Annotated in this window: 16 protein-coding genes; 10 read left to right on the top strand and 6 right to left on the bottom strand. The window is 63.7% G+C overall.

Annotation, left to right across the window (positions count from 1 at the left end; all coding sequences use genetic code 11):
* The first annotated feature begins 78 nt into the window (after window positions 1-78).
* On the top strand, window positions 79-1,014 hold the full coding sequence (locus CGLY_RS06110) for a helix-turn-helix transcriptional regulator (RefSeq protein ID WP_038547414.1): 936 nt from the start codon (window positions 79-81) through the stop codon (window positions 1,012-1,014).
* A 56-nt stretch (window positions 1,015-1,070) separates the two neighbouring features.
* Window positions 1,071-2,063, top strand: coding sequence for an acrylyl-CoA reductase (NADPH) (acuI, locus tag CGLY_RS06115; protein ID WP_038547417.1), 993 nt, complete (start codon window positions 1,071-1,073; stop codon window positions 2,061-2,063).
* Here the strand turns inward: acuI and CGLY_RS06120 are convergent.
* On the bottom strand, window positions 2,050-3,375 hold the full coding sequence (locus tag CGLY_RS06120; protein ID WP_038547420.1) for an MFS transporter: 1,326 nt from the start codon (window positions 3,373-3,375) through the stop codon (window positions 2,050-2,052). The genes acuI and CGLY_RS06120 overlap by 14 nt on opposite strands.
* 184 nt (window positions 3,376-3,559) lie before the next feature.
* Here CGLY_RS06120 and CGLY_RS06125 point away from each other — a divergent pair, with 184 nt between their 5' ends.
* From CGLY_RS06125 to CGLY_RS06135, 3 genes are all read left to right on the top strand, one after another.
* Window positions 3,560-4,543, top strand: coding sequence for an ABC transporter ATP-binding protein (locus CGLY_RS06125; protein WP_038547423.1), 984 nt, complete (start codon window positions 3,560-3,562; stop codon window positions 4,541-4,543).
* Window positions 4,544-4,552: 9 nt separating this feature from the next.
* Window positions 4,553-5,290, top strand: coding sequence for an ABC transporter permease (locus CGLY_RS06130; protein ID WP_052539764.1), 738 nt, complete (start codon window positions 4,553-4,555; stop codon window positions 5,288-5,290).
* A gap of 94 nt (window positions 5,291-5,384) precedes the next feature.
* The gene (locus CGLY_RS06135; protein ID WP_038547426.1) at window positions 5,385-5,846 is read left to right on the top strand and encodes a PaaI family thioesterase; all 462 of its coding nucleotides are present in this window, start codon (window positions 5,385-5,387) and stop codon (window positions 5,844-5,846) included.
* 27 nt (window positions 5,847-5,873) lie between these two features.
* Here the strand turns inward: CGLY_RS06135 and CGLY_RS06140 are convergent, their stop codons facing one another.
* Window positions 5,874-6,134, bottom strand: coding sequence for a hypothetical protein (locus CGLY_RS06140; RefSeq protein ID WP_038547429.1), 261 nt, complete (start codon window positions 6,132-6,134; stop codon window positions 5,874-5,876).
* Between the two features lie 100 nt (window positions 6,135-6,234).
* Between CGLY_RS06140 and CGLY_RS06145 the strand changes: the two genes are divergently transcribed.
* Window positions 6,235-6,918 carry an SDR family oxidoreductase gene (locus tag CGLY_RS06145; protein ID WP_038547432.1) on the top strand — a complete coding sequence of 228 codons (684 nt, stop codon included), beginning with the start codon at window positions 6,235-6,237 and terminating at the stop codon, window positions 6,916-6,918.
* 22 nt (window positions 6,919-6,940) lie between these two features.
* Here the strand turns inward: CGLY_RS06145 and CGLY_RS06150 are convergent, their stop codons facing one another.
* The gene (locus CGLY_RS06150; protein WP_038547434.1) at window positions 6,941-8,524 is read right to left on the bottom strand and encodes a succinic semialdehyde dehydrogenase; all 1,584 of its coding nucleotides are present in this window, start codon (window positions 8,522-8,524) and stop codon (window positions 6,941-6,943) included.
* 200 nt (window positions 8,525-8,724) lie between these two features.
* On the opposite strand from CGLY_RS06150, the gene CGLY_RS06155 reads away from it, so the two are divergent.
* Window positions 8,725-9,606 carry a Bax inhibitor-1/YccA family protein gene (locus CGLY_RS06155; RefSeq protein ID WP_038547437.1) on the top strand — a complete coding sequence of 294 codons (882 nt, stop codon included), beginning with the start codon at window positions 8,725-8,727 and terminating at the stop codon, window positions 9,604-9,606.
* A gap of 106 nt (window positions 9,607-9,712) precedes the next feature.
* Here CGLY_RS06155 and greA read toward each other — a convergent pair whose 3' ends face one another.
* Both greA and CGLY_RS06165 read right to left on the bottom strand, forming a co-directional pair.
* Window positions 9,713-10,234, bottom strand: a complete 522-nt coding sequence (gene greA / locus CGLY_RS06160; RefSeq protein WP_038547440.1) for a transcription elongation factor GreA — start codon at window positions 10,232-10,234, stop codon at window positions 9,713-9,715.
* A gap of 148 nt (window positions 10,235-10,382) precedes the next feature.
* Entirely contained in the window at window positions 10,383-10,817 is a 435-nt protein-coding gene (locus tag CGLY_RS06165; protein ID WP_038547444.1) for a DUF4307 domain-containing protein, read from the bottom strand.
* 120 nt (window positions 10,818-10,937) lie between these two features.
* On the opposite strand from CGLY_RS06165, the gene mca reads away from it, so the two are divergent.
* From mca to CGLY_RS06180, 3 genes are read left to right on the top strand one after another with little or no spacing between them, the layout of a single operon-like run.
* Window positions 10,938-11,846: a mycothiol conjugate amidase Mca gene (gene mca, locus CGLY_RS06170; protein WP_052540721.1), complete on the top strand. Its 909-nt coding sequence runs from the start codon at window positions 10,938-10,940 to the stop codon at window positions 11,844-11,846.
* A 36-nt stretch (window positions 11,847-11,882) separates the two neighbouring features.
* Entirely contained in the window at window positions 11,883-12,230 is a 348-nt protein-coding gene (locus tag CGLY_RS06175) for a hypothetical protein (protein ID WP_227590407.1), read from the top strand.
* The gene (locus CGLY_RS06180; RefSeq protein ID WP_038547447.1) at window positions 12,227-12,982 is read left to right on the top strand and encodes an isoprenyl transferase; all 756 of its coding nucleotides are present in this window, start codon (window positions 12,227-12,229) and stop codon (window positions 12,980-12,982) included. Before CGLY_RS06175 ends, CGLY_RS06180 begins: the two co-directional genes overlap by 4 nt.
* A gap of 19 nt (window positions 12,983-13,001) precedes the next feature.
* Here CGLY_RS06180 and coaA read toward each other — a convergent pair whose 3' ends face one another.
* Entirely contained in the window at window positions 13,002-13,931 is a 930-nt protein-coding gene (gene coaA / locus CGLY_RS06185; protein WP_038547450.1) for a type I pantothenate kinase, read from the bottom strand.
* Window positions 13,932-14,004: the final 73 nt, after the last annotated feature.

The following is a 14,004-nucleotide window of genomic DNA, read 5'->3' on the forward strand; positions in this document are numbered from 1 at the left end:
GAGGCGGCGGGGAGTCCCTTCCGAGGGGAGTACCGCCGGTACCTCCCTCAGCCTCCTGTCACGTTCTATCGTCGGAGTATGGGCACCAAGGGCATCAAGGACAACAAGGCCGAAGTCAGGGAGTTCCTCACCACCAGGCGCGCGAAGATCGGCCCCGGTGAGGTCGGCTTGCCCGATGGCGGAAATCGTCGGGTACCGGGACTACGCCGCAGCGAGGTGGCGACTCTGGCTGGCGTCAGCGTGGAGTACTACACCAAGCTTGAACGTGGGGCGGTTGCGGGTGCTTCGCCGGAGGTGCTGGAAAGTCTGGCCAGAGCCCTCCGGCTGGACGACGCCGAGCGGGCTCACCTGTTCGACCTGGCGCACGCAGCGAGCCCCGTGGCGCGTCCACCGAAGAAACGGGACGGGAAAACCTGGGTGCCTTCTTCCGGACTGCAGTGGGCCCTCGATGCGGTGACCGCCGGGCCAGCTTTCGTACGCAACGGACGAATGGACCTGCTGGCCACGAACACCTTGGCCAGGGCGTTCTATGCGGAGCTCTATGACATGCCGGGGCGTCCACCCGGGCCGCCGAACATCGCCAGGCACGCCTTTCTCGACGACCGTGCGCTGAACTTCTACCCTGACTGGGAGGGCTTCGCGGACATCACCGTGGCGATCCTGCGTACCGAAGCTGCCCGGGACCCCCACAACAAGGCACTGCACGATCTCATCGGTGAACTGTGCACCCGGAGTGACGAGTTCCGCACCCGATGGGGAGCACACAATGTGCGGCATCACGGCAGTGGATTCAAGTCGTTCAACCACACGGAGGTCGGGGAGATGACCCTGGCCTACGAAGGTATGCAGATGGAGGAGGAGCGCGGATTGACCTGGACGATTTACGCGGCGGAGCCAGGTTCTCCATCAGAAGACGCGATGAAACTGCTGGCTTCCCTGGCCGCTGACGATGCGTACGAGACACACGGGAACGACGCCCCGCCACTCGGACGCGAGAGCGGCACACTGCGATAGAAGCACCTACCCTGGGGCGCGGCACACACCACGAACCACAATGGACGGGAGACACAGTGTTCACAGGCGTACTGGTCGAGAACGGCAACGACAACAACGACTACCGCGCAACGCTCCGGGAGTTGGACGAACAGCAACTCCCGGACGGCGATGTGACCGTACGCGTCAGTCACTCCGGGATGAACTACAAGGACGCCCTGGCCATCACCGGCAGCGGCAAGATCGTCCGCAGTTTTCCCATGGTTCCCGGAATCGACCTGGCCGGCGAGGTGGAGCAGAGTGACAACCCTGGCTATCAGGTCGGCGACAAGGTCGTCCTCAACGGTTGGGGTGTTGGCGAGAAGCACTGGGGAGGCCTGGCACAGAAAGCGCGGGTGAACGGCGACTGGCTGGTACCTCTGCCCGATAACTTCACCCCGGCACAGGCTATGTCGATCGGCACCGCCGGGTACACCGCGATGCTCTGCGTCCTGGCACTGGAACGTCACGGCGTGACACCGGAACAGGGGGAGATCGCAGTCACCGGAGCATCCGGCGGGGTTGGCAGCGTGGCAGTCACCCTTCTCGCCAAGTTGGGTTACACCGTGGTGGCGATCACCGGGCGTCCGGAAGAAAACCGGTATCTGGAGGATCTCGGGGCCTCTGAGATTCTCGATCGCGCCGAGTTCTCTGAGGCCGGTAAGCCTCTGCAGAAAGCCCGGTGGGCGGGTGCGGTTGATGTGGCCGGCAGCCACACGCTGGCGAACGTCCTGGCAGGGACGAGGTACCGCGGTGTCGTGACCGCCTGTGGGCTGGCTGCGGGTATGGACCTGCCCGCCTCGGTGGCGCCGTTCATCCTGCGTGGCGTCACGCTCGCCGGGATCGACAGTGTGATGTGTCCCCGCGAGGACCGTCTGGAGGCGTGGCGTCGTCTCGGCGAGGATCTTGACCCGGCCAAGCTCGACATGATCACCGCCGAGATCGGTCTTGACGAGGCTGTTCCCACCGCACAGAAGCTCCTGGACGGTAACGTGCGCGGACGCGTCGTCGTCGATGTCAACCGCTTCTGACCCCTGAGTTGATCTCGTCGAGGGGGACCTGTGCGCGGTCGCGGAAGAGCATCAGCATCGGGATACCGGCCAACAGGATGATGGCGACCGCATACCAGGCCGGTGCGTAGGGAGACCCGGTCACGTTCATCAACCAGGTGGCCACGAAAGGGGACAGGCCGCCGAAGAGGACGGTCGCGGTGTTGTAGCCGATCGCCATCCCAGAGAATCTGCCCACGGCGGTGAACTGCTCCGGGACAGCGGATGCTGCGACAGCGCTCCACCCTGCCGCGGGAACCGCCAGCAGGGCGCCGCCCAGCAGGGCGGTTGACCCGGCCCCGCCGCCGAGCAGCATATAGGCGGGGATCGTCGTTGCCAGAATGACGATCCCCAGAAGGATGAACACCGGACGCCGACCGAACCGGTCAGAGGCCACGCCGGCGAAGGGGGTGATCACAATGGCGACGCCGGCGGCCACGGTGCCGAGCCACAGGGACGTGGAACTGTCGATCGACGCCGTGGTCTCCAGATACGTCGGAACATTGGTGATGTTCAGGAAGTACGCTGCGGATCCCACCGACGAGACCAGGAACGCCACCAGGACGGCACGCGGATGCGAGCGCAGTACGGTGATCAGAGGTGAGCGTTCGGTATTCTCCGCAGTGTCCTTGACCTCGGTGAAGGTGTCGGTTTCATCCATCAGGCGGCGCAGTGGCACCATTGCCGCAGCGAGGAGGGCACCGACGAGGAAGAGCACTCGCCAGCCCCATGCGTCGAGGTCCTCCGGGCTGAGGTATCGGGCCATGAGGTAGCCACCGCCGACCGCCAACAGTGAACCGACCTCGGAGTTCGCGGCGGCCCAACTGGCGGCCAGCCCCCGGCGTCCGTCGCGGGCAGATTCGACCAGGTACACCATGATGCCGGTGTACTCCGCACCCACGGCGAAGCCCGCGAGGCAGCGCAGCACCAGGACGCCGACGCCGCCCCAGATGCCGATGGTGTCGAAGCCCGGCATCACGGCGATGCCCAGCAGGGCCACCGCCATCAGTGACGCGGACACGATGAGGGAGGACTTGCGTCCGATCCGGTCGCCCAGGTGACCGAACACCATCGCCCCCAGTGGGCGGAAGATGAATCCGGCGGTGCCGAGCGCCAGGGTCAGCAGCAGGGATCCGTCATCACCGTTGAAGAACGTGTTGGCGAGACTCGCCGACACGTAGAAGAAGATGGAGAAGTCGTACCACTCGACGATGGTCCCGAAGGCGGCGACGAACATCGACTGGCGGCGTCGAGACGTGGGCACAGCGGTGGAGGCCTTCCGGTCGGAGGACATGGATAACAGCGAGGTCGTGCAATGCGTCGTGCCGACATTACGCTTAAGTGCGCTATGCGTGCCGGTGCTGTGCCGTGGGCCTGCTCTTCATACCTGGGTATGAGACAGCGTGGTGTCGTCCGGCCCCGGAGATCAGTCTGTGGGTCGATGTGTGCGGTGGTGGTGGGGGAGAAGACTGGGGGACATGATCACAGTTGAGAAGATGTCGAAGAGGTACGGGCGGTTCCAGGCCGTCGAGGATTTGTCGTTCACGGTGCCGGATGCGGCGGTGACGGGTTTTCTGGGTCCTAATGGGTCGGGGAAGTCGACGACGATGCGGTGTGTGTTGGGGTTGGATCGGCCGTCGCAGGGGCAGGCGCTGTTTGATGGTGAGGGCTTTGCTCAGGTGGCTGATAAGCCGGCGGTGGCCGGGGCGCTGTTGGAGGCGACGTGGTTCACTCCGGGACGTAGCGGACGGTCGCACCTCAAGGTGCTTGCCCGCGGCGCTGGTATCGCCGACTCCCGGGTGGATAAGTGTTTGCAGTTGGTGGGGTTGAGCTCTGCGGGTGATAAGCGGGTCGGGGGGTATTCGTTGGGGATGAAGCAGCGTCTTGGTCTTGCTGGGGCGTTGTTGGGTGATCCGTCGCATTTGATTTTGGATGAGCCGGTCAATGGTTTGGATCCGGAGGGGGTGAGTTGGATGCGTCGGACGATTCGTGCTTTGGCGGGGGAGGGCCGTGCGGTGTTGGTGTCGTCGCATCTGCTGTCGGAGATGCAGCAGACTGCGGATCGTCTTGTTGTCATTGGCAAAGGTCGGATGATTGGTGAGTATTCGATGGAGGAGTTCCTCGCCGGCGGTGCCCGCGTCGTGGTGGAGACCGTCGATGCTCGCAGCGGCCAGGCCCTGTCCACGGCGCTGGGGAACGCGGGTTTCACGGCCGGCTACGCGGTCGGCGAGAACGCTGGAGAGGCGTCCGGGGCCCAGCTGACGGTGGATGTTCCAGACGGTGTCTCCGACGAGATCGTTCGTCGGGCCGTCGCCGAAACTGCCTTCACCGCCGGGGTTCTCGTCACCGGTCTGCGCGCGGACAGTGAGGGCCTGGAGGCCCGCTTCCTGGCTGCCACCGCTGATGCCCAGGAGTACCGCACCGAATCCACGGACGCCGTCGTCCCCACTGCCGGAAAGTAGAGGAAAACCATGACAAGCCTGCTCAATTCCCTCCGTTCTGAAACCACGAAACTGTTCAGCATGCGGTCAACGCTGGTTTACGCGATCCTGCTGGCCGGGTCACTATTCGGTCCCGTCACCTTGATGGGTTTTTTCGGGGACAGCCCTGACTTCGACTGGTCGACGATCACCTTCGGCTATCAGATCTTCCTGCTCATCGCCGTCGTATTTGCCGCGGCCACTACGGCAGGTGACATCCGCAACCACATGCACGCCCAGGCGTTCCTCACGCAGCGAGGGCGCGGCGAGTGGGTCGTGGCAAAGATGTTGACCACAGCGGTGTTCGTCGCGGTGCTCTACCTCGTCGGTACGGCGCTCTCGCTGGGCGTAGCTGCAGTCCTCGGCTCCGGCATGGATCTTGGTACCGGTCTCAGTATGTTCTACGTGCCGCTGCTTGGTTCGGTCATCTTCTCGGCGATGACGGTGGGGCTGGCGTGCATCATCCGTAGCCAGGTTGCCGCTGTGGCTGTGCCCGTCGCCTGGGTGCTGCTGATCGACAGCATGCTGGGGTTCGCCGCCGAACAGATCGAGGCGTTTCGGCCCCTTGCCGCGATCGCCCCGGTGCAACGTCAGGATCAGTTGATCAGTGGCGCCGATCCGCTGGGGCTCGGGATCAGTGCCATGGTGTGTTACCTGATCATCGTGGCGTGGTTCCTGGTGCTGGCTGGCCTCGGGTTGTGGCGTAACTCGTCCTCCGACGTCCGTTAGTTTCTCCGAGTTACTCAAATCGGAGACAGTACCTGCGGGGTCGATATAACATCAGCATCAACCTGATCTGTATTGACCACTCCATGGAGGAGCTATGCTGCGACCCAGCCCGCGCCAACTGAAGACCATGCTGGGGGTCTTCCCGCCGTACCTCGGCTCCGGTATCCGGATCAACTACATCGCGAATGACGGTTCCCGGGTCGTGACCTCCCATCGTCCCCGACGCATCAACGCCAACCTGGTGGGCACTGCTTTCGGCGGGACGATTCAGACGATGACGGACGGTTTCTACCTGTTCATGGGGCTGACCCGTCTTGGTGGGGCCTACAACGTGTGGGACGCCGAGTCCCATGTGACCTACCGCAAGCCCGGCCGAGGCCGTCTCGTCGCTGACATGCGCACCGACGACGACACCTTCGACATGATCAGGGAGCGCACCGCTGACGGGTCGAAGTACCTCCACTGGTTTGAGACCGACATTGTTGATGAAGCGGGCGATGTGGTCGCCAGCGTCCGCAGTCGCGTGTACTTCCGCAAGAAGCGGCCCAAGGTCTGACGACGCTGGCTGCGCGAGTGGAAGGCGTCAGGCACGCGGCTTCGAGGACTTGTTCTTCAACTGCTTGAAGCCGAGCCAGGCCACCAGGATGATCAGCAGGATCGGCAGCAGCTTAACGACCACGGCCACGGCTCCCGCGAATGCAGTGGAGATCGCGATCACGGCGAAGATCAGGGTGAGTACGGTCAAAGCGACGGAGAGGCTCTTGCGGTTCTGGTCCCAGGCGAACCAGGCGCCGGCCCCCGAGATCGCGCCGAGAATCAGGGTGGTGAGTGCGGTTCCGAACATGACGGTGTCCTTTCGCGGTACGTAACCTCATGGCGTGCTCGCGGAGCAGGTCAGCCCCGGCTACCTCCGAGCATACGGAAGGGTCGCTACGCTCGGGGGCATGGACATTATGACAGAGCATGGACAACACACACCGCTGGCACTCGTTACCGGAGGCTCCCGAGGAATCGGAGCGGCCGTTGTTGAGGACCTTTCCCGGACCCACAGGGTGATTTCCTGGTCCAGTGCGGACGTCGATCTCAGCGACCCCGGCTCCATTGGCGAGGCGGTCGCGAGGTTGGAGGAGAGTGAGCCCGACGCCCTTACACGGCTCGATGTCCTGGTGCATTCTGCCGGTCTGGCAGGGGAGTCGACGATCGAGGACATGCAGTGGGAGCAGTGGCAGAAGATGTTTGCAGTCAACGTCTTCGGCGTCGCCGAGTTGACCCGCCGGCTGCTCCCGGCGCTGCGTGCGGCACAGGGGACTGTGGTGGCTATCAATTCCGGATCCGGCTACCGGTCCGGTGTGGGCCAGGCACCCTACTCGGGGACGAAGTTCGCGCTCCGAGCACTCACGGATGCACTGCGTGAGGAGGAGCGGGGTCGCGTCCGGGTCAGTTCGGTGCATCCCGGCAGGGTCGACACCGATATGCAGGTGGCGCTGCAGGAAGGACGGGGAAACACCGACTACGACGGTTCGCTGTACGTGGCACCGGCATCGGTGGCTGCGGCGGTACGACTGGCCGTGGATACGACCGATGAGTCGATCATCGAGGAGGTGTCGGTGCGCCCGGCCCGGGGCTGAGCTGGCCCGGGCCCGGCGGGTCCTACTTCAGGATCTTGAAGGTCTTCCCGGCACGCAGCAGCACCGTCATCACGGCGGCGTAGGCACGGGGCTTCAGGAACTCCGGGCCGCGGATCGGTAGCACCCGCTCGTCGGTGACGTTCTGTGACTCGGTGTACTTCAGCAGACCGTAGGCACCCTGGCGCCGACCCTGGCCGGACTCACGGGTGCCGCCCATTTCGTTGTCCACCGAGGCGAATGCCGCAGCATAGCCGTCATTGATGTTGACGGTCCCGGAGAACAGCTGCTCGGCGATGCCGGTGGCGGTCTTCGACGGGCCGAACACGGCAGAGTTCAGGCCGTAGTCGGTGTCATTGGCCTTTTCGACAGCCTCGTCATGGGAGTCGACCTTCTCGACGTAGACGACTGGTCCGAAGACCTCGCCCCGCTTGAGGTCGGCCTCGTCGGGAACGTCGGTGAACACGGTCGGCTCGTAGAAGTAGGGACCCAGGTCCGGCCGTGCCTTACCGCCGGCGACGAGGGTAGCGCCCTTGTCCACGGCATCGTCGACCATCTTCTCCACGGTCGAGATCTGGCTGGCGCCGATCAGTGAGCCCATCTGGATGTTCCAGTCGAACCCGGCACCCAACTTCAGGTCCTTGGTCGCCTGGGCGAACTTGGGGACGAAGTCGTCGTACCTGTCCTTGTGGACGTAGATGCGCTCGATGGACACGCACAGCTGCCCCGAGTTGGAGAAGCAGCCGGTGAGGACGGTCGGCATGATCTTGTCGACGTCCGCGTCCCCGGTCACGATCATCGGGTTCTTGCCACCGAGCTCGGCGGAGTATCCGATGAGCCGACGCCCGGCGATCTCGCCGAGCTTCTTGCCGGTCTCCGTGGATCCGGTGAACATGAGGTGGTCACATTGCTCGGCGATGGAATTGCCGACGACACGCCCGGGGCCGGTGACCAGCTGGACGATGTCGCGGGGCATACCGGCCTCGAAGAGGAGCTTGAAGGCGTACAGCGCGGAGAAGGGTGTGGACGAGTCCGGCTTGGCCACCAGAGCGTTTCCGGCGGCCAGCGCGGGCATGGCGTCCGACAACGCCAGTGTCAGCGGGTAGTTCCACGGACTGATCTGACCGATGACCCCCTTGGGAAGGTGGCGCTCGGTCGTCTTGGTGAAGACCGGCATCACGCCCGCACGGTGCTTGTCCTTGAGGATCTTGTGGGTTTGGTTGCCGTAGTAACGGGCGGTGATCGCACAGTGGATCACTTCCTCGTAAGCGGAATCGCGGGACTTGCCGGTCTCCAGCTGAATGATGTCCATCATCATCTTCTGGTTCTTCAGCAGGATGTCGTGGAAGGCCAGCAGGATTTTCCCGCGCTTCTTCGGATCGACCTTGGCCCAGCGCTTCTGGGCGATACGGGCACGACGGAACGCCTCGTCGACGTCCTCTTCAGTGCCACGGCCGACCCATCCGATGGTCTCACCGGTGAACGACCCCTCGATCTCGAGGCGGTCGCCGTTGTCGACGCTTCCAGTCGCTGCGTTTACGGTCAAGGCCCGGAGTTCGGATGCGAGAGCATCAGGGATGGGGCCGAGAGACAGGGTCTTTTTCGTCATGTGAAGCACACTATCGGAGATGGGGGTGATATGTCCCTGGTTTGTGTAATCGGGCCTACGGGAACACGGCGGACTTCTCGTACGTTGTTAGGGTGTACATGAGTAACCGCGTTCACGCGGACGCGTCACCTGCCCGGTCTGTCCTACGAGGACGCGGGGGAGGGCCATGAAACCGATAGTGACGGAAGGACAATGACGTCGTGAGAAGCTCGAACCCCTTTATGAGTTCGTTGACGAAGGCGGAGGGCGCCCAGCAGGGGCAGCGTGGCCCGTCCGCCGCCTACCAGCAGGGCTACCAGTCTGCCGGTGAGCAGTGGGGCCAGCAGGATCAGCAGGGGATGGCTTATCAGCAGTCCCCGAACTACGGTGCGCCGACCACGGCGTCCGATCGCCCGATGACCATCGACGACGTCGTCACCAAGACCGGCATCACCTTGGCCGTCATCGTGGTCCTGGCCGCGGTGAACTTCATGATTGGCACCAGCAGCCCGAACCTGGCGATGGGCCTGACCTTCGTCGGTGCCATCGGTGGTCTCGTCGCTGTGCTGGTCTCCGCGTTCGGCAAGAAGTACGGCTCCCCGGTCGTCACGCTCGTCTACGCAGCTTTCGAAGGGCTCTTCGTCGGTGGATTCACCTGGATCTTCGCCGGTGGAGTGGAAATTGGTGGCGCAAACGCCGGAGCGATGATCTTCCAGGCCGTCCTCGGCACCATCGGCGTGTTCGCCGGCATGCTGGTCGTCTACAAGACCGGGGCTATCCGGGTCACCCCGAAGTTCACCAAGATGCTCGTCGGCGCCATGATCGGTGTCCTGGTCCTGGTCCTGGGTAACTTCGTCTTCGCCATGTTCACCGGCGAGCAGACCATGCTGCGCGACGGTGGCCCGATCGCCATCATCTTCTCCCTGGTCTGCATCGGTCTGGCCGCCCTGAGCTTCCTGGCTGACTTCGACCAGGCTGACAAGCTCATCCGGGCCGGTGCTCCGTCCCGCTACGCCTGGGGCGTCGCTCTCGGTCTGGCTGTCACCCTGGTCTGGCTCTACACCGAGATCCTGCGCCTGCTGTCCTACTTCAACCAGGACTAGCGCAGGGGCTCACGCCCGACGCTGAGGCACAGAGAACCGCCCCACTGGAAAAAGCGATCCGGTGGGGCGGTTCTCTGCTGCCGGGGGCGGGGAGAGCAGAGAAGAGCTACTGCTCAGCGCGCGGGACATCCCGGTCGGGGTCATAAGGCTCAGCCTTGACCAGTGTCACGGAGATCGTGTCGCCTGTCGGGCTCTTGTACTCCCGGGTCTCGCCCTCCTTCGCGCCGACCAGGGCAGCACCCAGCGGAGCATCGGTGGAGTAGGTCTCCAGGTCGGGGTTCGAGGACTCCAGGCCTCGGGTACCGATCAGGAACGTCTCCTTGTCGTCCTCGTCGCCGTCGTAGTAGATGTGGACGACGGAACCGACGAGAGCGACGCCGGACTCCTGCGGAGCCTCACCGATGGTGGCGCTGTCCAACAGCTCCTCGAGGTAGGCGATCCGGGCCTCCTCCTGGCCCTGCTGCTCGCGGGCGGCGTGGTAACCGCCGTTCTCCTTGAGGTCACCCTCTTCACGGCGCTCGTTGATCTCGGCGGCCAGAGCGGGACGATTCGCCTTCAGCGCGTTGAGCTCGTCATTGAGCCGGTCAAAGGATTCCTGAGTGAGCCAGGTCGTCTGATTGTCTGCCATGAGCGTTCGCGTCCTCCTGCAGGTAGACCACAGTGTCTGACAGGGACTGAGGTCGTTCGGAAAGATCGTGGGGGTACCCACGACACAGTTGTCGGGGCACAGTGTATCACCGCCGACATCCGGTCTGTCCGCCGGTCAGCGACCACTGTCAGTCCTGTGTGGCACCGGTGGTCTGCGTGGGATCGAGGTAGTCAGGGAAGACCGTCGAACATCCGTAGACGTCGGGTGCGACAGGCGAACTGTTGGTGGGGATGTCCACTGTGAGACGGGTGCTTTCCGAGCCGCCGGCGGCGACGACGGCTTCTCGGCGTCCGATCTCGGCGTGTGACTCGTCCAGTGCGGTCACGATGCAGTACGCAGGCTTGTCGACGTCGTCCCGGGTGATGTCGAGGTTCATCCGCAAGGTACTTCCGTCGACGACCTCGTGACCGGTGGCGGTGCCGGAGGCGTCACCACTGGTGCTGTTGCGGAACTGCGAGAACACGTACACGCCGACGGCGACCAGAACGATCACGATGCCGATGACGATGAACTTGCCGCTCACGCCCTGTTGACGGGAGGAACCGTAGGTCGCCTTGCTCATTCCACAGATCGTAGGCGGTGCCGTCAGTGAATAGCCAGCCGGGCGAATTGGACGCACCCCTGTCGGAAGCGTTGAATGGGAGAGTTGACCGGTACAGACGACACCGAAGGGGTGCGACACGTGAGCGATGGAGCTCTTCACAACAGCGCAGACCAACAGCGGTCCAGGCAGGGGTTGCGGCTCCTGGCCATTCACGCGCACCCGGACGACGAGTCCAGTAAGGGTGCCGCGGCGATGGCGCGCTACGCCGATGAAGGTGCGGACGTCATGGTGTTGACGTGCACAGGCGGTGAACGCGGCAGCATCCTCAACCCGAACATGGATGTCCCCGGCGTCGTAGAGAACATGAACGACGTCCGCCGTCAGGAGATGGCGCGCGCCGCCGACATTCTGGGGGTCTCCCATCGCTGGCTCGGGTACGTCGACTCAGGCCTCCCGGAGGGCGACCCGCTTCCGCCCCTTCCGGAGGGTTGCTTCGCGCTCGAAGACACCGAGGCCGTCACCCTGGAGCTCACGCGGGTGATTCGTGACTTCCGGCCGCACGTCATCATCACCTACGACGAGAACGGTGGTTACCCCCATCCGGACCACCTCAAGACCCATGCGGTCAGTATGCGGGCCTACGACACCGCGGCTGATCCCGACTACCACGCGGAGATCGGCCGTCCCTGGGAGGTTCAGAAGGTCTACTACACCCACGGCTTTATCCGGCGCCGTTTCGAGCTGCTGGCGCAGGCCAGTCTCGACGCCGGTGATGACCGGGCGACGGTGGCACTGGACCGGTGGAAGGGGATGCCCGACATCATGCCGCGCGTCACGACCCGCGTGGATTGCGCTCCATGGTTCGACCGTCGCGACGATGCTCTGCGGGCCCACGCCACCCAGATCGACCCCGAAGGACCGTTCTTCGCCGTGCCGACCGGTCTGCAACAGCAGGTCTGGCCCACCGAGGAGTTCGAACTCGCCCGCTCGAGAGTGGAAACTTCCTTGCCCGAGGACGACCTTTTCGCCGGTGTCGTGCCCGAATGAGGCCGACCGCCGCCACCTTAGATAGGCTCTGAAGACATGATCACGGTTTCCCCGTCCCTAACCTCAACTGTTTCCCTGGTGGCCCAGGAACAGGTCAACCGTGGCCCTCAAGGGCCGGAGTTCGGAAAGGCCGCACCCGTTGGCCTGCTGGTGATCATCGGACTTCTCGTCGTCATCCTCGCACTGGGGTATTTCTTCAATCGTCGGATGCGGAAGATGCACAAACGACGCGACTTCGCCGACGCTCACGGCCTCGACCCCTTCGACATCGACACCATCGACAGGCGTATGGCAGAGGCGGACGCCGCCGGTGCTGTGACCACACCGGTGGATGCGGATGGTCAAGACAGCAGTACGGAAGATCCAGGTGGCGACCAGCGGTGATTCTCTACTCGCTCTATGAGCGACGACTGCAGCGCGAGCTGAAGGGCCGTCGTCGGCCCAAACACGTCGCCATCATGTGCGACGGAAACCGCCGGTGGGCCCGCGAGAACGGATTCACCGACGTCTCCCACGGTCACCGCGTGGGGGCGAAGAAGATCGTCGAAGTCGTTGACTGGTGCGACGAGCAGGACATCGAATCCGTGACCGTCTACCTGCTCAGTACGGAGAACCTCCGGCGCAGTGCCGAGGAACTCGACCTGTTGATGCGCATCATCGGGGATGTCTCGGATGAACTCGCCGCGGCCAAAGGTCGGTTCCGGTTGCACGTCATGGGTCGGCTCGATCTTATTCCCGACGAACTTCGCGAACGTATGCGGCACGCGGAGGCGCGGACGACTGACCACACCGGCGTGCACGTGAACATCGCCGTCGGATACGGGGGGCGACAGGAGATTGTCGACGGCGTCCAGAAGCTCGTGGACGAGTTGGCCAGTAAGGGCGTTCCCTCGGAAGAGATGAGCGCCCACATCACCGATGACGCTATCGGCGACCACCTGTACACCTCCGGGCAGCCGGATCCTGACCTGGTGATCCGAACGTCCGGTGAACAGCGCCTCTCGGGCTTTCTGCTGTGGCAGTCGGCGTACTCCGAAATCTGGTTCACTGACACCTACTGGCCGGCGTTCCGTCGGCTGGACTTCCTGCGTGCGCTGCGCGACTTCTCGGTGCGCGAACGACGCTTCGGTAAGTGAGCGGGTAGCGGCCGGTCTGTCAGATTTTGCGCATCCGTACCGATTCCACCAGGTGATCGGGGCCCTTACGCAGGACCAGTGACGCTCGCACCCTGGTCGGAAGGATGTTCTCCACCAGGTTGGGCAGGTTCACCGTCTGCCAGATCTCCCGCGCAACCACCAGCGCGTCCTCGTCGGACAGCGCGGCGTAGTAGCGGAAGTGGGCGTCAGGTTTACGGAAAGCGGTGTTCTTGAGCTTGAGGAACCTCTCGACATACCAGCGTTCGATGTCCGTCCGCTCGGCGTCGACGTAGACGGAGAAGTCGAAGAGATCCGACACCATCAACGTCGGTCCGGTCTGCAGCACATTGAGCCCCTCGACGATGAGGATATCCGGCCGATCCACGATGTGGACCTCGTCGAGGCGGTCGTACTTCTCGTGCGAGTACACCGGGGCCGGTACCTCCGGGGCTCCGGACTTCACTGCGGTGACGAAGTTCAGCAGCGCCTTCTGGTCGTAGCTTTCCGGATAACCTTTGCGCCCCATCATGTGCCGTTTGTTGAGTTCATCGGCGGGATAGAGGAAACCGTCGGTGGTGATCAGATCCACCCGCGGACGGGACTCCCAACGCTGTAACAGGACCTGGAGTAGGCGGGCGGTGGTGGACTTGCCCACCGCAACGGAGCCGGAGACCCCGATGATGAAGGGAACGTGCGGCATCTCCTCGCCGAGGAAGGTTTCGGTGGCACTGTTGAGCTGCCTGATCGCCTCGAACCGCAGATCGATCATGCGGGAGAGCGGGAGATAGACCTCACTGACCTCGTCCATGTCGATGTCCTCACCGATTCCCCTCAGCTTCTCGAGCTCTTCCGGGCTGAGGACCTGGGGCATGGCGCGACGCAAGGACCGCCACTGTGACCGGTCAAGCTCGATGTACGGTGAGTACTCGTCGGAGTTTCGGGCTGGCATGGGGGCTATTGTGCTACCCGAAGATGGTTTCGACCAATCACCCGGCACCAGTGGTCCATGCACTGACAGGTTA

Origin of the sequence: Corynebacterium glyciniphilum AJ 3170 (assembly GCF_000626675.1) — a bacterium.
GTDB lineage: Bacteria > Actinomycetota > Actinomycetes > Mycobacteriales > Mycobacteriaceae > Corynebacterium > Corynebacterium glyciniphilum.